Source organism: Pseudomonas sp., from assembly GCF_050739655.1.
Lineage (GTDB): Bacteria > Pseudomonadota > Gammaproteobacteria > Pseudomonadales > Pseudomonadaceae > Aquipseudomonas.
In genome coordinates this window covers 12,323-32,708 of the sequence record NZ_JBOIBY010000399.1, presented here as the reverse complement: position 1 = coordinate 32,708, position 20,386 = coordinate 12,323, and the positions used below count along the sequence as shown (strand labels likewise).

The window sequence follows — 20,386 nt, the reverse complement described above, 5'->3', positions numbered from 1 at the left end:
ATGGCTGTTACAGCAGCAATGGCCGCGTATGCCCTGGTTGCAGGTGCAACGGCTTATTCGGCCTATTCGTCCATCCAGTCCGGCAAGCAGGCGAACCTCAACGCTGAAGCCCAGAGTGACCAGGCGAAACTTGATGCCGACACCGCTGCCAGTGCGGCAGTGGTCCAGGCTGATCGGATTCGGCGCTTGGCGCGCAACCAAGTCAGCGAGGCAAACGCCTCTCTCGCCGCTTCCGGTGTTGAGGTTGGTGCCGGTACGGCGCTGAACATCAACGAGGAAATCACCGGCAACGCCGAAGAAGATGCCGCGCTTACGATCTTCAACGGCCGCAATCAGGCCAGCCGGCTGAATACTGACGCAAGCAACTACAAGCTTGCGGGTTCGCAGGCGAAGGCCGCCGGATACTCGCAGGCCATCGGCACCGTTTTGCAGTCTGGCGCTCAGGCCGGTATGGCTTGGAAGGCATCGGCCGCTGGCAGAAACGGCACCGTCGCACCAGCAGGGGGTAATGGCTGATGGCAACTATTCCGCTTGGCAACTTCGCCACCCCACGAGTGCAACAGGACGTCGCTCAGAACCGCGTGATGACGCTGGATACCAGCGCGCAGGCCCGGGCATCCCAGCAGGCCGCAGCCACCGTGCAGGGCGCGGCGCTCGACGTGCTTGACCAGCAGACCAAGGAAGACCGTGCGCTCTCGCGTGTGAAGGCCAGCAACGCATTGATCGATCGGGAATCGCAGGTCAAGACCATCGCGACCGACCTTGACGAGCAGATGCGCACCGGCAAACTCAGCTATGACAAGTCGGAGGAAGCCTACAACACCGCAGTATCGAAGCTTCCAGCGCTGGAAACGCCAGGGCTCGACGAAGCCGCGCAGGGTGAAATCGGCAACTCCCTCAAGCGTATCCAGATCGGTGGCCTTGACCGTGTGCGCGAGGCTTCGGCCAAGGGCCGGATCGCATCGGCACAGAGCGACCTGGTGGCGCGCATGGACATGCTGGGCAAGGACGCTGCCATGCCCGGGGCGAACGTCGATCAAATCAACGCCCGTATGGACGCGGAGGACATCGATGTGGCGGGGCGCCTGGCTTTCGGTGAGGCGTGGACCAGCAAGAAACAGGAGTTCAAGGACAGCAACTGGACCACTCACGCCACCCAGCGTGTTATCGAGTCCCGCGAAAACCTTGGCAGCCTGCAACAGGTGGAGCACGACCTCACCGCCGAGGACGGTTTCTACGCCAAGAAGCTGGATCCAGAAAAGCGCAACCAGCTGCTCAACACGGTAAGCGGCCGTATCTTTCAGGTAAAGGAACACCAGCAGCGCCAGGCTGAAATGCGGGAAATGAAGGCTGAGCGGATCCTTACCCAGATGGACCGCCAGGCCGCGACAGGCATTCCACCGACTCCGGCGGACCAGCAGCGCTGGAAAGCTGGGCTTTCTGGCACGTCCGCTGCCGGCGAGTACAACACCCGCATCGGCGAGATGAACGAGGTGCAAAACCTGCTCCGGCAGCCTATTGCCGTGCAGCAGCAGTACGTCGACCAGAAGCGCCTACAGATGACCAAGACCGGCGCCAGCGTATCCGAGCAGGCCAACGTCACCCGCTTGCAGACCGCGATCGACAACAACACCAAACTGCTGCGCGACAACCCGCTGACCTTCAACGCCATGCGTACCGGTGTCGACGTTGAGCCGTTGGATGTTTCCAGCATCACCACACCGGCAGGCCAGGCGAAGCTTGGCGAGCAGATCGCCCACCGCTTCGACGTGGTCAACTCGGTGCGAAAGGCCTATGGGCCTGAGGTGGCGCGCAGCCCCTGGAAGCCTGAGGAACAGCAGATGCTGTCTTCGTTGCTCACCCAGGCGGATGACGGCACCAAGCTGCAATTGCTCGGGGCCATCGCTGCAGCATCCCCAACGGGGTCGGATTACGCCGCAGCCATCAAGCCGCTTGCTGCCGATCAGCCGATCACCGTGTTGGCGGGCATGGCGCAGTTCCGCAACCTCAAGGGCGAAGACGGCACCAACGTGCCTCAGACCCTGCTGGCTGGCTCCAAGGTGCTGGCTGACAAGTCGACCCCTATGCCGAAGGACAACCTCTTCCGCGAGGCTTTCGACGAGCACGTAGGCAATGCGCTGACTCCCGGCACACCGCAGCGTGAACAGGCCTATCTGGCCTACAAGTCGTTGTATGCGGGCATGGCTGGCCCCAAGGGCGTGAAGCACGACGGTGCGCAACCTGAGATCGACAGCGACCTGGCCGAGCAGGCAGTCGCCCTGGCAACCGGTGGCATCGCCGAGCGGGGCGGTGCGAAGGTCGTCAAGCCGTATGGCATGAGCGACAAGGCATTCGGCAAGACCGTCGATATCGAACTGGTCGGCCTGGCCCAGCGCAGCAAGCTGCCTATCGGCCAGCTCGAAGACATGCCGCTGTCGCCGGTACCGGGCAAGGAAGGCTCGTATTACCTGCTCAACGCCGGCCGGGTGCAGCTTGATCCGGCGACCAACGAACCTATGGTGGTGAGCGTGAGGGGTACACCGCCGAGCATTCGGAAGGCTGTTGACTTCGGCAAAGATGCCAAGGGGATGGTTGAGAAGGGAAACATTGACCTGAACGCTCGCCCAGTGGTCAAGAACGCCGATGGTTCAATCAGCACCGTTCGCACTATTTCCATTGGTATCGACGACGGCGAGGTGCTTATCCCCACTGTCAGCGATGATGGCCGAATCATGAGCAATGAAGAGGCAATCAAGACGTACAAGAAGACAGGTAAGCACCTGGGCAAATTCGACAACCCCGACGATGCGACGGCCTACGCGCAATCGCTTCACAACGACCAGGCCCAGCAGTACGGGAGCAAACGCTAATGTCATGGCTCGATGGATTGGTCGAAGAAAACGAAGCCCTGAGCCAGGACGAACGCCTTGGCCGTACTGCTGAAAAGCCTGCTCCTGGCGCGTTCACCGGCATCTATGACGCAGTCGGGCAGGGCCTGGTGCGGGGCGGCATTGAAGGCGTGAACACCGCCAAGTCGCTGGTAGTGCAAGCGGCTGGCGCTGATCAGGCAATGGCCCTTGGATTGAGTAGCACGGTGCTGGATGGCCAGGACGCTGACCAGCAGATTGAGCAGATCAACACCGACACTGCACGCCGGGCGGATGCTATCGGCAAGGACACAGCTCGGGCTGTTGAGCTGCTGCGTCCTGATCCTGCTGAAGTGGGTGTCGTTGGGCAAATCCTGAGCGAAGCCGCCGCAATCCTGCCGCGCACGGTGGCGGGCACTGTGCTTGCCGGTCCTCTTGGTGGCGCTGTTGCTGCTGGTGCACCTGCAGGGTACGCGGGTAAGCAGGTCGGCGTTGCTGAAGGTCTGGACGAAACCACCGCCACGCTGAAAGGCGTGATTGATGCAACGACTACCGGCATTGGTGCGCTGATGCCGGCAGCGCGATTCGTCGGCCCGGTACTTGGTGACGCGGCCATAGCTGTAGGAGCGAACGTTGGCTTGGGTGCTGCTGGACGTGGCGCTACGGCCGCGCTGCTGGAGAGCGGTGGTTATCACGCTCAGGCTGCCCAGTATCGAGCCATGGACGGCACAGCGCTGGCCACCGATGCAATCCTCGGTGCTGCCTTCTTTGGCATCGGCCGGGCCGGAATGCGCCGCCCCACCACTGAACAGGTGGACGCATCGCTGGCCGAGCGTACCTATCAGCACGCCGATGTCGATACTGCACCAGGTGCACCCATCAATCCCAAGTCAGCAGTGGCGCACCAAGACGCGATCCGCACAGCTATTGCTCAACTCAGCCGCGGCGAATCAGTTGTCCTGCCAGAAAGCATCCACTCTGCAGAGTTCATGCGTAGCACTGACTCTGCTCCAATGGCCCCAGCGCGTGACGTTGCGCTGGCCACCGCGCGGCAGGATCTGGAACCGACCATCCGCACAGAGCTGGAGCAGGAAGCGGCCGGCATCTTGCCCAACGTCAAGGACGTGAAAGCCGAGCTGGGCTCGCTCAAGCAGTCCCTTGATGGGCTGGACGATACGTTCAAAGCCAGGGCGAAAGAGTTCCAGCAGCAGGGCCAGAGCCGCAAACAGGCTGAGGCTTCTGCCCGCGAGGCCATTGAGACCGAACGCCTTGACTTGTCCGACCGCCAGACCGCTCTGACCGAACGCCTTGACGGCAACCGGACCGCCGAGCAAGCCCGTGCTGACTTGAATACCTTGAGCCGTGGCGAAGTTCCAGAGCGGTACCAAAGCCGCGTCGATCAGCGTGCCGACGCCATCGTGCAGGGGTTCGAGAAAAAACCTCTCGCTGCCGGCGTGGCTGAAGCCAACACCAAACTGACTATGGCCCAGGTCGCGCAACAGGAAATCCGCCGCATCCTTGACGATATCGAACGCGCCGAGCCGACGTTGCAGGCCAAGCCGCTGGATATTGGCGCCTCAAAAAATGTGGAAAAACCGGAAACGGCAGCCCCGGCCGCTGCATCAAAAGCGCCGAAAGATGCATTAAAACCAGCCAAACCTGCATCAGAAGGGCCAGAAACCGAGACAGCACAGGGCAAGCCTGCATCAGATCCAGAGATTCAGGTTGCAGACGAGATCCTGAACCGCATGGAGGACATGCGCCTGGCCACCGGCGCGATGGACGCCGACGGCAACCCGATCACCGTGTCCGCCAGGGAACTGCTGGCGCAGGCTGACGCCGATGTCGTCAGGGCGCAGGAAGAATCCAGAGGCTTTGCCGCTGCTGCCGCTTGCTTCTTGCAGCGTGGTGTTGATTGAATGCTGGAAAATAGTGGCGCAGTGCCAAAAGGGGAAACGATGAAAAGGCTTTCAATTATTGCGTTGACACTGGTGTTGACCGCCTGCGCCACGACTGCAAACTACGAGAAGATCCTTAATACCTGGATTGGCGATGATGAATTGAATCTGGTCAGAAAATGGGGGCCACCGCAACAAGCCTACGAAACCAGCGGGCATCGATTTCTGGTTTATTCCAACGATAGGGACGTTTTCGTACCTGGCCAGGCTCCTACCTACCAAACCAATGTGGTTGGAAACACCGCGTACACCAATAGTTACGGCGGCTCGCCAGCCATGAACATCAATTTAAGCTGCACCACCACCTTTGAAATCGCAGACGGAAAAATCGCCACCTGGTCCTACCGTGGGAATGACTGCACAGCCACAGATTAAATAGTCGGGAAACCGTCTATCCCCGCCCCATAGGCTTGCCTCCATTCCCACAGGAGGCAGGCCATGCGCGCCGAGTGTATTAAAGCCGTCACCCAGGCCATTGGCCGATCCCTCAACCAGCAGGAAATCCAGGGCATCGAAGACCGGTTGCGCCGCAACATGCGTCAGCTTGCCCAGTCTGATCCCGCCTGGCAGTCAAAGACCGCCGCCGACCGCCTGAACGAAGCCGCCACCAAGGCTGCCAAGGAACTGGTGGACGAGCAGCAGCTCAAGAAAAAGCGCGTGGCCCTGACGATCATGGCCCACGACCGCATCGACAGCTACATGAAGCGATTCCCGGACCAACCACTTGAAGGGCTCGACCGGCTGTTGGCGTTCTCCAGCGATGGCAAGAGCGGCATTTTATCGATCGAGTCGGCCACCCGGGCAATCCGCGACGACTCACTGAGCCGCATGCTCGACGTCATCGATGTGACCAAGGGCAAGTTCATGGGCCTGTTTCAGGACGAAGCCGGCAACCTTGCGCTGGTGCGCGAGCTGCACGGCGAGGACTCCGGCAACGCAGCAGCCAAGACCGCCGCGAAACAGTTCAAGGACACCGCCGAGCAGCTGCGCCAGCGCTTCAACCGTGCCGGCGGCGACGTGGGTTTCCTTGATGATTGGTCGATGCCGCGCGATCACTCGCAGGTGAAGGTGGCCAAGGACCAGGCCAAGTGGGTGGGTGACCATGTTCAATGGGCGAACCGCGCCAAGTACATGAAAGAAGACGGCTCGCCGATGAACGATGCCGAGCTGACCGACTTCCTCAATCACGCCTGGACGACGCTGGCCACCGGTGGGGTGAACAAGCTCGAGCCCGGCAATGTCGCCGGCAACGGAATGCGCGCCAATCGTGGGAGCGAATCGCGGCAGATCCACTACAAGGATGCCGAGTCATTCATCGCTGCACAGAAGGCCTACGGTGAGCGCAACCTGCTGGAACTGCTGATCGGTCACATTGACCGCGCTTCCCGCGATATCGCCCTGGTCGAATCCCTGGGCCCGAACCCGAACAACCAGATGCGCTACTTCCTCGACGCCGGCGAGAAGACAACGATCGAGGCCAATCCGAAGAAGGCCGACAAGGTCGCCAAGCAGCGCCGCAAGATCGAACACCTTTACGAAGAGGTTGCCGGCACCCGCGAGCCGCCGGCATCCGCAGCCCTCGCCAATGGGTTCGAGACCTACCGGGCGCTCAACGTTGCCAGTCGCCTGGGCTCTGCCGTACTGACCTCCGTCACCGACCAGGGAACGCTGGGCCTGACCGCCTCCATGAACGGTATGCCGGTGATGAAGGTGTTCGCCAATGAACTCCGCATGCTCAACCCGGCCAGCGCCACGGATCGCCGCATGGCGCAGCGTGCTGGATTGGGCCTGAACCAACTGATCGGCAGCCTCAACCGCTGGGGCGCCGACGGCCTTGGCACCACTGAGCAGATATCGGGCCGGGTTTCCAAGTTCTCACAGACAGCCGCCAGCAAGGTGATGCAGGCCTCTGGACTCAACGCCTTGACCGCCGGCACCCAGCGGGCATTCGGCGCCACCATGATGGACACCATCGGCGACATGTCGCGCCGGCACCCGACCATCGCAGCCATGGACCCGGCAGACAGCAAGCGCCTGCTTGGCCAGGGCGTTACCGAAACCGACTGGGCCGTGTGGCGCCTGGCGCAGCCGGAGGACTGGCGCGGTGTGGGCGACACGGTGCTGACCGCGAATAGCATCTACCGCATCCCGAACGCCGACCTGGTGCAGATGGCCCAGCAGCTCAATACAACCCCACAACGGCTGAAGGATCAGGCCGCCACCAAGCTGCTGGGCGCCGTGCTGGATGAAACGAACATGGCGATCATTGAGCCGGGCGCCCGCGAGAAGGCAATGATGCACGGCGGAGTTGAACGCGGCACCGTCAAGGGTGAGCTGCTGCGCTCGTTCTGGCAGTTCAAAAGCTTCTCCATCGGCATGGTCATGCGCCACGTTGCACGCGGCATGGCTCAGGAAGGATGGGGCAAGGCTGGATACCTGGGCACATTGGTCGCCAGCACTACGGTGTTGGGCGGCATGGCTATTCAGCTCAACGAGGTGGCCAGCGGCAGGGACCCGAAGGACATCACCGACGATGGAACCCTGGGCGTGCCGGGTCTGCGCTTTGGTATTGCGTCGATGCTCAAGGGTGGGGCGATGGGCTTGTACGGTGACTTCCTGTTCTCGGATAACTCGCAGGGTGGCAGCTCGCCGCTGGCTGCCTTGGGCGGCCCAATTGCTGGCGATATCGAGCAGGTGTTCAAACTGAAGGACAACGCCGCCGCCGGCGAGGTCAACCAGACCGGCGCCAAGCTGGTGAAGTTGGCCAAGAGTCATTTGCCCGCGGCGAACCTCTGGTACACGAAGGCCGCCACGGATCATCTGATCTTCAACCAGCTGCAGGATTACTTCTCGCCCGGGTACCTGCGCCGCATGAAGCAACGCGCGCGCAAGGAATTCAAGCAATCGTATTGGTGGGAACCGGGCGACGCTGCCCCGGATCGCGCCCCAAACCTTGGCGCATCCGTAGGAGCCCGCTGATATGCGTGACGATCAAATCACCCGCTTACAAGCCCTGAGCGAACGCCTGGGCGAGGTTGTCATCAACGAGGTGGATCCGCACAACTGGCCCGGTGACGGCAAGACCCCGGCCGAGCTCACGCAGGAAGAGCGGGGCAACCGGTACTGGTGCAAGAAGAACGCGGCCGCCACCATGACCCTGCTGCTCAAGGTCGTGAACATCGCCGGCCTGATGAACCGACAGAAGCCGTCGCCGGACGCTGGCCATGCAGTAGACGAACTCGACGGCGAACTGGCGCACGCCGAGCGCGAAGCCCAAGCAATCATTGAGCGGATGCAGAAGGCCGGGAATGTCCACTGACCCGGACAAGAAAGTAAGCCTGCTGGTTTTCTTTCTGATTTGGGCAAAGCGTATGCGTTGGGATGTTCCAGACATCCACGTCCGTGCGCTCATTTGGCTGGAGGCTAAAGGGCCTCTGGCCGTTTTGCGTTGCTTTCGGGGCTTCGGCAAGTCGACCTTGCTGGCGATCTACAACGCTTGGCGTTACTACCGCGATCCCACCGACCGGATCCTGCACCAGTCGGAGTCGGACCCCACCGCCTACAAAACCAGCCGGGACACGCAGAACGTCATTCGCAACCACCCGCTGACCCGCCATCTGCTGCCGCCCAACCAGGGCACCGTAGAACAATGGTGGGTCGAAGGTGCGGCGGACTTCCGGAACGCCAGCATGTTCGCCAAGGGCATCTTGTCGAACGTTACGTCAGCCCGTGCGGACGAGTGCCAGAACGACGACGTCGAGGTGCCGCGCAACATCCAGACGCCAGAAGCCCGGGAAAAACTCCGGTACCGCCTGGGTGAGCAGACTCACATTCTGGTGCCGGGTGGCTCCAAGCTGTACATCGGCACCCCGCACACCCACGACAGCCTGTACGACGAACTCGAAAGCATGGGCGCCGACTGCCTCACTATCCGCATGTTCGCCCAGGAACACCGGATCGAGGACGCCAAGCTGGTGGCCTACGACGTGCCGTTTGTGCCCGACGTGGTGTTCTCCGGCATCGGCAAGCACGCCCGTGTGCTGGTGGCTGGCAAGGATTATCAGGTAACGAAAAGCGGGATTGCCTTCTTTACACCACCCGGCACGTTGGTCGATTGCTACGCCGGCAGCGCCTGGCCCGAGCGCTTCGACATGGCGACGCTAGAAACGCGCCGCAAAGAAACCCGCACCATCAACGAATGGGACTCGCAGTACCAGCTCCACTCGAAGCCCGTCACGGAGGTTCGCTTGGACCCGGCCCGAATCATTCCCTACGACGTCCAGCCGACCATGCGTTACGCCAACAACGCGGCGGCCATGTACCTGGGTTCAACGCAGATCGTCGGCGCCGTCGCTTACTGGGACTGCTCTTTGGGGAAGATCAAGTCGGACGCCTCGGCTTTTTCGCTGATCCTCACCGACGCGCGTGGCCAACTCTATTGGCACCTGGCAAAAGGGCTTACCGGTGAGATCGCCGAATTCGACGACAAGGACAGGATCAACGGTGGCCAGGTACACCAGATTCGCGAGCTGGTGATTCAGTACCAGATCCCGCGGGTGATCATCGAGACCAACGGTCCAGGGGGATTTGCTCCGGCGATCCTCAAACAAGCGCTCAAAGGCATAGGCTGTGGGGTAGGGGAAGAGCACAGCAGCACCAACAAACAGAAACGCATCCTCGACGCATTCGAGTCGCCACTCTCGGCCCGTTTCATGTGGGCTCACGTCGACGTGCTTCGGACGATCTGGGACCAAATGCGCGATTTCAATCCGGCACTCACTGACCAGGACGACGACTACATCGACTCCGGCTCCGGTGCCATCAGTCAAACCCCTGTGCGCATTGGGCGAATAGTCGGGAAACCGACAGAGGCCCGGCGGGACGATTGGCGCCCAGATGCGGGCGTGCATGAGGTTCAGGTGGACTACTAGCCCGCGATAACCAAAGGGGCTTTCAGATGTCAGTTCAGCCAGGACCTACCGATAAGCGTTACGCAGCCAACGGTGTTTCAACTATTTATGCTGTGCCGTTCCTGGTGATCGAAGCCGGCGACCTCAAGGTGTATCTGAATGGGGTCCTTGTGACTTCCGGGTATACGCATACAGGCGTGGGGAGCCCCACCAGCTCAATTACATTTACCGTAGCGCCAACTGGCGATCTGTATCTACAGCTCGAAGTTCCGTTTCAACGTCTGGTTGATTATCAGGAAAACGGCGACTTGCTTGCGGGTACGGTCAACCGCGACTTTGACCGCATCTGGCAGGCGCTCAAACAACTCGACCGATACAGCAGCCGCTCACCAATCCTCGGCGTTAACGACATCGATGGTTTTGGCTCCTACCGTGCGAAAGGTAATCGCCTGGCCGAACTGGGCGACCCGATCGACCCTCAAGACGCGGTCAACAAGCGCTATGCGCAGACGTACATTGCCGGCTTGCTTGGCGCCATCACTGGCCCTATCAACAACGCAGCGAACGTCTATATCACCGGCGCTGATGGTCTTCCGCACGTTGTGCAGGATATCGCAGGCGCTGCCGGCTCGGACGTTGTGGGCCATGCAGGCGTCCCTCTCTCAAAAACCATTGGCAAGATCATTCGTCCCGAGCAGTTCCCTGTGGCCGGGCCGGTTGGTGTGGGTAACGCGGTGGCTGACACAGCGGCATGGCAGGCAGCGGCAAATGCGTTGCCCAGTGGCGGCAAGTTCAAGGCTGAGGGTGATTATCTGATCAATGGGCAGATCCTGTTTCCATTCAGAACTGACTGTCAGATCAACCTGAAGGGCGCCAACATCTACCAGCAGCAGAACTTCAAGCAGACGCTGCGCTTCACGGAGCACCTTGGTACCGAGTTGCGCCGTGGTCGCTTCTATGGGCGCGGTGGGGCGGCAGGCGAGTACAACGGCGCCAGCTCAAGCTACAACCAGGTAGCGGCGGTCTACTTCGACGGCGGCGATGAAATCGTGGTCGATGGCTTGCGCGGCAGGGATCATGCCGGCGGTTGCGTAGTGATGATGGGCGTGACGCGCAAGACCATTAAGAATTGCGACATCAAAGGCATTGGCTACCCATACATCGATCCAGTTGGCCAGGGTAATCAGGGCAACGGTTCTGACTTCGGGATCATGTGTCAGCCGAAGAACAACGCACTGGGCTGGATCTACGAGGACTATTTCCTCAACAACCGCATTCGCGATACCGCGTTCGGCATACAGTCGGTGCAGACACGCATCTGCCAGCTGATGAATAACGATATCGGCCCATGTCTTGGGCAGCATGGCTTCTACGGCATCGAGAATGACGGGCTGATGGCCATCGGCAACACCATCCGCAACTGCTACCAGGGCGGCATTAAAACCCAGTTCGAGAACTATTCCGGATTCAACATGGCGTCGTTGTGGGTGGCGTCTACGTTGTACACGGTCGGGCAGAAAGTTCGATTCTCCAGCATTCTCTGGATCTGCGTGGTTGCAAACTCTGACGCAGCGTTCAACTCGTCGAAGTGGGTTGTCGACCCACTGACTTTTCGCAAGGGCACGGTCATTCACAACAATAATTTCGAAGCGAACGGTTATGACGTGTTGATCGTAAGTTCTTCGCTGTCGGATGGTCGCGAGATCTACAACTACGGCGCATCGATCAAGCACAACGTGTCCCGGAACTGCGTCAACAACTCAATCTCAATCGATCGGTGTGTCGAGGTGGATGTCTCTGGCAACGATATCGACGGCGGGATTTACGGGATATTTGGCCGAGATCTGTCCGGACGGATCGCAGACAACAAAATCAAATCAGCGTCCAAGAATGGTATCGCCACCTCGCTTTACGGCGATATGCAGTTCGACAACAACGACCTGACCAACTGTGGGTTATCCGGCACTGCAGACGACAGCCGCGCCGTGGTGCTGATCTACGCGCCAACAGCAGCAGGCATTCCGAGCCAGCTCGCAAACCCTACCGTTTATTTCCGCAACAACGGGATCAAGTTCCCTACGGCTGATGGCGCAGGCAACTACCTGGTGTTTGACGCTGATCCGCGCAACCGCTGGCACATCGAAGGAACCTACGGTACGACGACCACCAAGAAATTCCGAATCGATGGTGGTAACGCCGCAGTCAAATACCAGTTCCGAAACCACTTCGCACAGAACGGATTCCTTAATACCGCACAAAACGAGCCGGCGTATGCACCAACAATCAGCACCACCGTGAGGACCTTCGACTCTACTACCGTCACGCTTCCGAACTTGGCAAACGCCCTCGGGACATTCCTCGCCGATCAGAAAGCAAAGTTCACGGTGAAGTGACCAGGAGCATTAAAAAAGTACATCAAAAAGTACATCTGTTTTTGCTATATCTATTTCCACTCAATAACTACGGTGTTTCTCAGGTCAAATTAGGTTCCGGCTTCGGGCACCATCTTAAATCAAGGGTTTGCGAGCGAAAGCTGATGCAAACCCTTGTTTGTTTCCGGGGCGAAAATTCCTCCTTTCCTATGCTGTTCTTCCTTCACACGGATCGATGATTGTCATTGCTGTCCGATAGTGCTTTGCGCCGATCCTCACCGGTGGGATTGCCACTGTTGATGAGCCGCCTTTCCAGCAAAATAGTTCGCAACGCCTCCCGGTCTGACGGGGCCAGTTGATGCTCTCGTTCTTTGAGTTCCAGCAGGATCGGGCTGGACCACTGGCGATAGGTTTGTTCGGCACTACGATTGGATGACATCGCTCCCTCCTTGATCTGTTTCCCGCCAATGATGGCGCCGCAGTTCGATTCGAAACAGACCCTAGTCCAGTAAGCGAGTTGTCGCCATGGCCTCACGTCGGACTAACCCTCAACGCTCCAGATACCCGTAGCCGCTGTACGACGGACATAGTCGGTGAAGTCTCGCGCAGGTCGTCCCAATGCTCGCTGAACACCATCGGCAACCGCAGTGTTTCGGCCATCGAGGACGGTAGTGAACAGGTACAGGACCAGATCGATTAACCCGGCTGGCAGTTGTTCCTGTGTCAACGCATCCCGATAGGCGTCTGGCGGTACGGCGACGAAACTTATGTTTCGACGTGTTACCCGGGCGATCTCATTGACCGCTTCTGCAAAGGTGAGCGCCCGAGGACCGGTCAACTCATACAACTGGCGCGAATGCCCGGGTTGGGTCAGTGCCGCGAAAGCGATGTCGGCGATGTCTTCCACGTCGATGAACGGCTCTGCGATGTTGCCGACGGGCAGTACCAGTTCTCCCTGGAGGATCGGTTCCAGAAAGTGAGCTTCGCTGAAGTTCTGGCAGAACCAACTGGCGCGCAGAATCGTCCAGTCCAGGCCACTGGTTTGAACCACTCGCTCGGCCTTTTCTGCTTCCGCTTCGCCGCGACCCGACAACAGCACCAGTTTGCTGACACCACTTTGGACCGCCCGCTCTGTGAATGCCTGGATGATTTCCAGGGCACCGGGAACCGCGAGATCCGGTTGGAAGGAGATGTACACGGCGTGAACACCATCCAGTGCGCCGTCCCAGGTCGAACGATCTTCCCAATCGAAGGACGGGTTGGCGCTTCGAGAGCCAAGTCGCACCGTGTGGCCTGACTGGGTGAGCCGTTCAGCGATACGCCGTCCGGTTTTTCCTGTGGCACCGAGAATCAGATAGGTCTGCTGAGTGGTGTTCATCGCGTTCATCTCCATCAGTAATGTGAGTGATACTCATGTTTAAAAGATGATAGACCCTCATGTTTTTCCGTCAATTGAGGTAGCCCCGAAGGCGACGAATGGAAGGGAGTGTTGGGTGGAAGGAGGGGCGGTGCTAAGGTGAGTGAATGTCATGTTATTGATCGGGAAGCACGTCCGTGCGCAAGAAAACGACTGAAATATGCGAGCAGCCGGCTCCAGAGCCGTCTCGACGTAACCCTACGCAGCAACGCAGCCGCGAGCGACAGGAGCGCATCCTCGCCGTAGCGACGCAATTGATCGCCAGCAAGGGCAGCGATCAGCTCAAGATGAGTGAAATTGCCGAGCGCTGCGAAATTTCGATCGGCTCCCTTTACCAGTACTTTCCCGATAAGAGCGCCGTTATTCGCACACTGGCCGAGCGGTACAACGTCCAAAGTCGTCGCTGTATCGAGCAGGCGTTGGGGGCGGTCGAGGATGAGCAGGGGTTGCAGTCGGCCTACTCGGATTTGCTCGATGAGTATTACGAGATAGTGCTGGCGACGCCGGCGATGCGTGACATCTGGTCTGGCATGCAGGCCGATAAACAATTGCTGGCACTGGAACTGGAGGAGAGCCGTATTGCCGGGAGAATACTGGCTCAGGCGATAATGCGGGTGTATCCCCAAAGTGATGAACAGCAGGTTGAGGCATCCGCTTTTTTAATCTGGCACCTGGGCGAAGCGACGATGCGCTTGGCTATCTCCTGTACTGCGCAGGAAGGGCGCGAGTTGGTTGAAGCGTTCAGGCGCATGTCGTTACGAGAGATCATGCGCCGAACTTGAGGGCTAAACGAATGGCTGGCCGGTGAACCCGCGGGGCAGTCTTTGCAGGCCGGTCATGGCGGTGAGTCTTTCAGTCCAGTTCCGGCGCCAGTCGTTGACGGTATGAACGGCTTTGGCTCTGCGCGCTGCGCGCCGGGCTGCATTGCGCTCGGTTTTGCGCGCTTCCTTGTATACATCGGTGTTTCGGCAGCTCCTGCATTTCACCCGGTTGAGTTCGCGGGTCGAGGTGAGATTGCTACCTTTATGACCGCAGGCCAGGTGCCCGCTGATTTTGAAGTGAGTGACCATCAAACGTCTCCTTTGCGACGTGTGATTGTTTGACCTCACGTGATGGGTGACGTTCGTTGTCTGAATCGGACACAAAAAAATCCCAGCGCCTGGCTGGGTGGGGGTAGATGCGCAGAAATGTCGGGCAGGCACATGCCCGGTGACGAAATCGTCGCCGATCACGTGTCCCGCATCAGGCCGTGTCGCGCATCGACTACCCGGGTCAAATTATCTAAACCGAGGCAGAGGTGGGTCGACAGGTTTGAGCGACGACAAGGTGTTGCGAATCAGCGGCGTATCCTTCTCGATATCGTTCAGACGATCGCGGATTCGCAGAGCGGTCGGATGTCCGCCTTGATGATCGACCCAATCGGCGATTTCCTTGCACGCCGCAGCCAAGCGAACCTGGCGGGAATCAAGCAGGGTGAGCAGGGTGGTGATGGACTCTTTTTCGGACATGGGAAACACCTCCGTTGAAGGCACCTGGCAGGGCAGTAAAAAGCCCGCTGGGAGCGAGCTTTCTACCGATGGGCGCTGGTCCGTCAGCTCACTTCAGTATAGACCCGTAAAAGGCACGTGCAGGGTCATCAGCCTTGTGGGGCCGTGATTTGTGATCTGGCGTTCAGCTGTCGGCAAACATGCCGCGCGTCCTCTTCACGGTCATAGCCGTCACCGATGAAGCCGTTGGTGCGGGTATCGGCGATCCGGTACCAGAAGGCGGCGTCAGGCGGTTGGTGACTGCTTTCTCCTTCACGACGACCATGAATGACGATCTTGTTGCAGCGCTTGATGACGAAAATGTCTTCCATGGCCTCACCGCAGCTGATTTGTGTACAGATCAACTATAGAAGCCATTTGCAATCGTGCAAAAAATAGACAGGTCAGTTCGTCGGTTCTGAAGCCAGTTTCTCCAGCAACATCGCCAATCCGACTTCTTCAGCGCGCAAGCGTTTGCGGGTCCTGGGTTTGGGCAGTTCGGCCAGGGCGCCCAGCACGAACCCTTCCAGTACCGCTGGATGGATGTAGCATTTTCGGCATACAGCCGGAGTATTGCCCAGTTGCCTGGCGACGTTTTTCACCATATCCACCACATGCCGCTTGGCCTCGGACTCGGGCTGCCACTGCAATTGCCGCAGTACTGCCAAAGCCAATGCGCTGCCGGCCCATGTGCGATAGTCCTTGGCGGTGAAGTCGGCTCCGGTCAGGGTTTGCAGATAGCTATTTACATCGGCGGAGGTGATGGTGCGCCGCTCACCGTTTTCATCAAGGTATTGGAAAAGGTTTTGCCCCGGGATCTCCTGGCAACGCTTGACGATGCGGGCCAAGCGGCGGTCCTTCACGGTGATCTGATGTTCGACGCCACTTTTACCGCGAAACTGGAACACGATTGCACTGCCATTGATTTCCACATGGCGGCTGCGCAAGGTGGTCAGGCCATAGGAACGGTTATCCCGCGCATATTGAGTGTTGCCGACACGGATGAGTGTGGCGTCGAGCAAGGTGATCACCGTGGCCATGACTTTATCGCGGCTAGAGCCCGGTGCTGCCAGTAACGCTTCCAGTTGCTTGCGCAGTTTTGGCAAGGCCAGGCCGAAATCCCGCAGTCGCGCGTATTTATCGCTGTCCCTCACTTCACGCCAGCGTGGGTGATAGCGGTACTGTTTGCGGCCACGGGCGTCGCGGCCAGTGGCTTGAAGATGCCCGCGAGGATCGGCGCAGATCCACACATCGACGTAGGCCGGAGGCACCGCCAGGGCATTGATGCGCTGGATTTCATTTGGGTCGGTTATGCGCAGGCCACTTGGGTCGAAGTAGCAGAATTTGCCCCGCAATTTTTTGCGAGTAATGCCGGGCTGGGTGTCATCGACATAGTGCAGGTCGGGTGGCAGCGCATCGGGCATGGCGATTGTCCTCGATGAGGTAGCAGGGGCCGTTACAGCCATTGACCCCATGCCGCAGCAGTTGTGCCAGAAAAGTTAAGCCAGTACCGCCACGGCCTTGATCTGCGCCCAAAGTTGCTGACCTGGATGTACGTTCAACTGGTCCCTGGAATAGCGAGTGATACGCGCCAACAGTGGCGTGCCTGCGGCGTCCAGTCGAATCAACACGTGGGCGGCGTTATCGGCACTCATTTCACTGACGACGGTCACCGGCAGACGATTGAGAATGCTGCTCTGTTCAACACTGTGCAGGCTCAGGCTGATATCTCGCGCCTGTACTTTGCAGCGCAATGCCTCGCCGGGCGCCATTGGCGTATGGGCCACGCGGATGGTTAGCGCCGTGTCGGGCAGTTGCAGGGTCAGCAGTTGGTAATCGGCGTCATAGTGGCTGACGCGTCCTTCAATCACCACACCCGCGTCATCACCCAAAGCCAGCGGCAAATCCAGCCGTGCCAGGGTTTGGCCAATGGGGCCGCTGGCCAACGCCTGACCGTTGCTGAGCAAGACGATATGGTCCGCCAGCCGCGCCACCTCATCCTGCGAGTGGCTGACGTACAGCACCGGAATGTCCAACTCATCGTGCAGTCGTTGCAGGTACGGCAGAATTTCGCTTTTGCGTTGCGAGTCCAGCGCGGCCAGTGGCTCGTCCATCAGCAGCAGTTTCGGGCTGGTCAGCAGGGCGCGGGCAATGCCCACGCGTTGCCGTTCACCCCCTGAGAGGTTTTGCGGATGGCGATCCAAAAGATGGCCGATTCCCAGCAACTCCGTCGCATGGGCCATGTCGACCCTGCGATCGGCTTTGGCGATGCGCTTGAGGCCGAATTGCAGATTGGCCAACACCGAGAGATGGGAAAACAGACTGGCTTCCTGAAACACATAACCCAACGCACGCTTGTGCGACGCGACGAAGATTTTCTTTTCGTTGTCCTGCCAGACTTCATCATTGATCTGGATAAAACCCTGATCAGCGCGTTCCAGCCCCGCAATGCACCGCAGGCATGTGGTCTTGCCGGAGCCGGAATGTCCATAAAGCGCAGTGACACCACGACCAGGCAGCTGCAAGTCGACATCAAGGGCGAACCCCGGGTAATTCAGTTTCAGGCGCGCTTGAATCATCGATCAGCTCCAGCCGGCTTTGGTTTTACGGCTGGAGTAGAGCGCCAGCAATACCGCAAAGGAGAACACCAGCATTGCGCCTGCCAGCCAATGGGCCTGGGCGTATTCCATGGCTTCGACGTGGTCATAGATCTGCACCGAGACTACCCGGGTCTTGTCGGGAATGTTGCCGCCGATCATCAAGACTACGCCAAACTCGCCCACGGTATGGGCGAAGCCAAGAATGGCTGCGGTGATGAAGCCGGGGCGGGCCAGGGGCAGGGTGACGCTGAAGAAGGTATCCCACGGATTGGCGCGTAGGGTTGCAGCAACTTCCAGTGGACGCGTGCCGATGGCGGAAAAAGCATTCTGCAGCGGCTGAACCACGAACGGCATCGAGTACAACACGGAGCCGATCACCAGGCCTGCAAAACTGAACGTGAGAGTGCCGAGCCCCAGTGATTGGGTAAATTGCCCGACGAACCCGTGAGGGCCGAGAGCCAGCAGCAGATAAAAACCAATCACCGTGGGCGGCAGCACCAGGGGCAGGGCGACGATCGCCCCGACCGGGCCGCGCAACCAGGAACGGGTGCGCGACAGCCATAACGCTAGCGGAGTGCCAATGATCAGCAGGATCACAGTGGTCAGGGACGCCAGTTTCAGGGTCAGCCAGATGGCGGAAAAGTCGGCACTCGTGAGCGTCATTTAGATTTGGTAACCGTAGGACTTGATGACAGCAGCGGCTTTCGGACCCTTGAGGTAGTCAACCAGCGCCTTGGCGGCCGGGTTGTCCTTGCCCTTGTTGAGAATCACCGCGTCTTGTTTGATCGGGTCATGCAACTCAGCCGGAACGATCCAGGCCGAACCGCTGGTGACTTTGCCGTCTTTGTAGATCTGCGACAAGGCAACAAAGCCCAATTCGGCATTGCCGGTGGACACGAACTGGTAGGCCTGGGTGATGTTCTGGCCTTCGACGATCTTGTCCTTGACCTTATCGGTCAGGCCTTCTTTAGCCAGCACTTGAGTTGCCGCCAGGCCATAAGGTGCAGTTTTCGGGTTGGCAATGGACAGATGCTGATATTGGTTGTCGCTCAAGACTTTGCCCTTTGCATCAACATAACCTTCCTTCGCCGACCATAACGCCAACGTACCAATGGCATAGGTGAAGCGCGAGCCCTTGACCGTATCGCCTTCCGATTCCAGTTTTTGTGGGGTGGTGTCGTCCGCCGAGAGGAACACCTCGAATGGCGCGCCGTTCTTTATCTGGGTGTAGAACTGACCGGTCGCACCGAACGAAGTGACCAGTTTGTGCCCGGTGTCTTTTTCGAAATCAGCCGCGATGGCCTGGATGGGGGCGGTGAAGTTGGCGGCGACAGCCACCTGGACTTCGTCGGCCTGAGCAGAGCCGAGGGTAAATACTGCAAGCAGGCTCGCCAGGCAGGTTGGGGCAAAACGTGAGGCACGAAAGGTCATGAATCAGCTCCGTTGCAGGTAGATTTTATAACTCGCTATATATCGAAATATATAGCGAAATCCCCGCAAACGGAATGGACGCTGTTCTCGCCGTCAATACTCAGCGTCGAAGCAGTCTCGCCAACCCTTCCTCCGCCAGGCGCCGAGTCAGTTCTGCGGTGGACAATTCGACCCCCAACGGGAACGCCTGCCCGGCCCAAAGGTTGCTGAATTGCGCTTCTCCCTTGGCGCGTAATGGCATGAGTGCGCCACCGGCTAACGGGAAGGCCGGTGCCTTGGCACTGATTGGCCCGAGCTCGCGCATGACTCGATTGAGTATTCCTCGAGCAGGGCGCCCGGTGAAAAGGTTGGTGACGGCGGTCTCGCTTTCTTTGGCGGTGCGCAGGGCCTTGTGATGGGAAGCACTGACCTTGGCTTCGGGCGTGAAGAGATAGGCCGTACCCACTTGCACCGCAGAAGCCCCCAACATGAATGCCGCCGCGACACCTCGTGCGTCGGCGATGCCGCCAGCGGCGATCACTGGCACTTTCACCGCGTCGACAATTTGTGGCACCAAAGCGAAAGTGCCGACCTGGCTGCTCAAGTCATCGCTTAGGAACATCCCGCGGTGCCCACCGGCTTCATAACCCATGGCGATGATCGCGTCACAGCCATGCTGTTCGAGCCAGATCGCTTCTTCGACCGTAGTGGCCGACGACAGCACTTTTGCTCCGGTGGCTTTCACGCGATCGAGCAGGGATTTTTCCGGCAGACCAAAATGGAAACTCACGACTTCGGGGCGAAACTCTTCGATCACTTCGCAGCCTGCGCAATCGAACGGTGCACGATTGGACACAGGCGTCGGCGCATCGAAATCCACTCCCAGTTCCCGGTAATAGGGTTCCAGCAGGTTCTTCCAATCTTGCGCGCGTTGCTCATCAACTGGCGGCGGTTGATGGCAGAAGAAGTTGACGTTGATCGGCCGCTGGCTGTGTTGTCGGATGGTCTTCAGCTCTTCGCGCAATTGCTCGACGCTCAGCATGGCGGCGGGCATTGAACCCAGGCCACCGGAGTTGCTCGCCGCGATGACCATCGAGGAGTTGGTCGCGCCTGCCATGGGGCCCTGGATGATGGGCAATTCGATCCCGAGCAGGTCAAGAATGCGGGTGTCTGGCCATTGGCTCATTTTGAGAGTGCTCCGACATTGAAACCGGGAAGGGTGATAGAAACGGATTTGTAGCAGCAATGACTAATCCAGGGCCAGTCATGTTTTCGTCCGTTCTACCCTCAGCGAAGGGTGTAAATGCATTCGGATCATGGAACAGC

Annotated in this window: 19 protein-coding genes; 9 read left to right on the top strand and 10 right to left on the bottom strand. The window is 59.2% G+C overall.

Annotated features, from left to right (window positions below):
* The 8 genes from ACRESJ_RS19465 (at position 1) to ACRESJ_RS19430 (ending at position 12,128) form a co-directional block, all read left to right on the top strand.
* On the top strand, positions 1–516 hold the full coding sequence (locus tag ACRESJ_RS19465) for a hypothetical protein (RefSeq protein ID WP_431759340.1): 516 nt from the start codon (positions 1–3) through the stop codon (positions 514–516).
* Complete coding sequence (locus ACRESJ_RS19460; protein ID WP_431759339.1) at positions 516–2,870, top strand: hypothetical protein; 2,355 nt, start codon at positions 516–518, stop codon at positions 2,868–2,870. The genes ACRESJ_RS19465 and ACRESJ_RS19460 overlap by 1 nt, the downstream gene beginning before the upstream one ends.
* Entirely contained in the window at positions 2,870–4,786 is a 1,917-nt protein-coding gene (locus tag ACRESJ_RS19455; protein ID WP_431759338.1) for a hypothetical protein, read from the top strand. The genes ACRESJ_RS19460 and ACRESJ_RS19455 overlap by 1 nt, the downstream gene beginning before the upstream one ends.
* Complete coding sequence (locus ACRESJ_RS19450; protein ID WP_431759337.1) at positions 4,787–5,200, top strand: hypothetical protein; 414 nt, start codon at positions 4,787–4,789, stop codon at positions 5,198–5,200.
* Between the two features lie 63 nt (positions 5,201–5,263).
* Entirely contained in the window at positions 5,264–7,804 is a 2,541-nt protein-coding gene (locus tag ACRESJ_RS19445; RefSeq protein WP_431759336.1) for a hypothetical protein, read from the top strand.
* Between the two features lies 1 nt (position 7,805).
* Entirely contained in the window at positions 7,806–8,144 is a 339-nt protein-coding gene (locus ACRESJ_RS19440; protein WP_431759335.1) for a hypothetical protein, read from the top strand.
* Positions 8,134–9,756 (top strand): phage terminase large subunit, encoded by a 1,623-nt coding sequence (gene terL / locus ACRESJ_RS19435; RefSeq protein ID WP_431759334.1) that lies wholly within the window; start codon positions 8,134–8,136, stop codon positions 9,754–9,756. The genes ACRESJ_RS19440 and terL overlap by 11 nt, the downstream gene beginning before the upstream one ends.
* Before the next feature lie 26 nt (positions 9,757–9,782).
* The gene (locus ACRESJ_RS19430; protein WP_431759333.1) at positions 9,783–12,128 is read left to right on the top strand and encodes a hypothetical protein; all 2,346 of its coding nucleotides are present in this window, start codon (positions 9,783–9,785) and stop codon (positions 12,126–12,128) included.
* Between the two features lie 202 nt (positions 12,129–12,330).
* On the opposite strand, the gene ACRESJ_RS19425 is transcribed toward ACRESJ_RS19430, so the two are convergent.
* Both ACRESJ_RS19425 and ACRESJ_RS19420 read right to left on the bottom strand, forming a co-directional pair.
* Entirely contained in the window at positions 12,331–12,546 is a 216-nt protein-coding gene (locus ACRESJ_RS19425; RefSeq protein ID WP_431759332.1) for a hypothetical protein, read from the bottom strand.
* A 102-nt stretch (positions 12,547–12,648) separates the two neighbouring features.
* Positions 12,649–13,485, bottom strand: coding sequence for an NAD(P)H-binding protein (locus ACRESJ_RS19420; protein ID WP_431759331.1), 837 nt, complete (start codon positions 13,483–13,485; stop codon positions 12,649–12,651).
* A gap of 176 nt (positions 13,486–13,661) precedes the next feature.
* Between ACRESJ_RS19420 and ACRESJ_RS19415 the strand changes: the two genes are divergently transcribed.
* Complete coding sequence (locus ACRESJ_RS19415) at positions 13,662–14,306, top strand: TetR/AcrR family transcriptional regulator (protein WP_431759330.1); 645 nt, start codon at positions 13,662–13,664, stop codon at positions 14,304–14,306.
* 3 nt (positions 14,307–14,309) lie between these two features.
* Here ACRESJ_RS19415 and ACRESJ_RS19410 read toward each other — a convergent pair whose 3' ends face one another.
* From ACRESJ_RS19410 to ACRESJ_RS19375, 8 genes are all read right to left on the bottom strand, one after another.
* Positions 14,310–14,594 carry a hypothetical protein gene (locus ACRESJ_RS19410; protein WP_431759329.1) on the bottom strand — a complete coding sequence of 95 codons (285 nt, stop codon included), beginning with the start codon at positions 14,592–14,594 and terminating at the stop codon, positions 14,310–14,312.
* Between the two features lie 207 nt (positions 14,595–14,801).
* On the bottom strand, positions 14,802–15,032 hold the full coding sequence (locus ACRESJ_RS19405) for a hypothetical protein (protein WP_008055683.1): 231 nt from the start codon (positions 15,030–15,032) through the stop codon (positions 14,802–14,804).
* Between the two features lie 128 nt (positions 15,033–15,160).
* Complete coding sequence (locus tag ACRESJ_RS19400) at positions 15,161–15,382, bottom strand: hypothetical protein (protein WP_431759328.1); 222 nt, start codon at positions 15,380–15,382, stop codon at positions 15,161–15,163.
* A 72-nt stretch (positions 15,383–15,454) separates the two neighbouring features.
* Positions 15,455–16,474 (bottom strand): DNA topoisomerase IB, encoded by a 1,020-nt coding sequence (locus ACRESJ_RS19395; RefSeq protein WP_431759327.1) that lies wholly within the window; start codon positions 16,472–16,474, stop codon positions 15,455–15,457.
* Positions 16,475–16,549: 75 nt separating this feature from the next.
* The gene (gene modC / locus ACRESJ_RS19390; protein ID WP_431759326.1) at positions 16,550–17,629 is read right to left on the bottom strand and encodes a molybdenum ABC transporter ATP-binding protein; all 1,080 of its coding nucleotides are present in this window, start codon (positions 17,627–17,629) and stop codon (positions 16,550–16,552) included.
* 3 nt (positions 17,630–17,632) lie between these two features.
* Entirely contained in the window at positions 17,633–18,313 is a 681-nt protein-coding gene (modB, locus tag ACRESJ_RS19385; RefSeq protein ID WP_431759325.1) for a molybdate ABC transporter permease subunit, read from the bottom strand.
* A complete protein-coding gene (gene modA, locus ACRESJ_RS19380; RefSeq protein WP_431759324.1) occupies positions 18,314–19,081 on the bottom strand; it encodes a molybdate ABC transporter substrate-binding protein in 768 nt (255 codons plus the stop codon).
* A gap of 100 nt (positions 19,082–19,181) precedes the next feature.
* The gene (locus tag ACRESJ_RS19375) at positions 19,182–20,246 is read right to left on the bottom strand and encodes an NAD(P)H-dependent flavin oxidoreductase (RefSeq protein ID WP_431759323.1); all 1,065 of its coding nucleotides are present in this window, start codon (positions 20,244–20,246) and stop codon (positions 19,182–19,184) included.
* Positions 20,247–20,386: the final 140 nt, after the last annotated feature.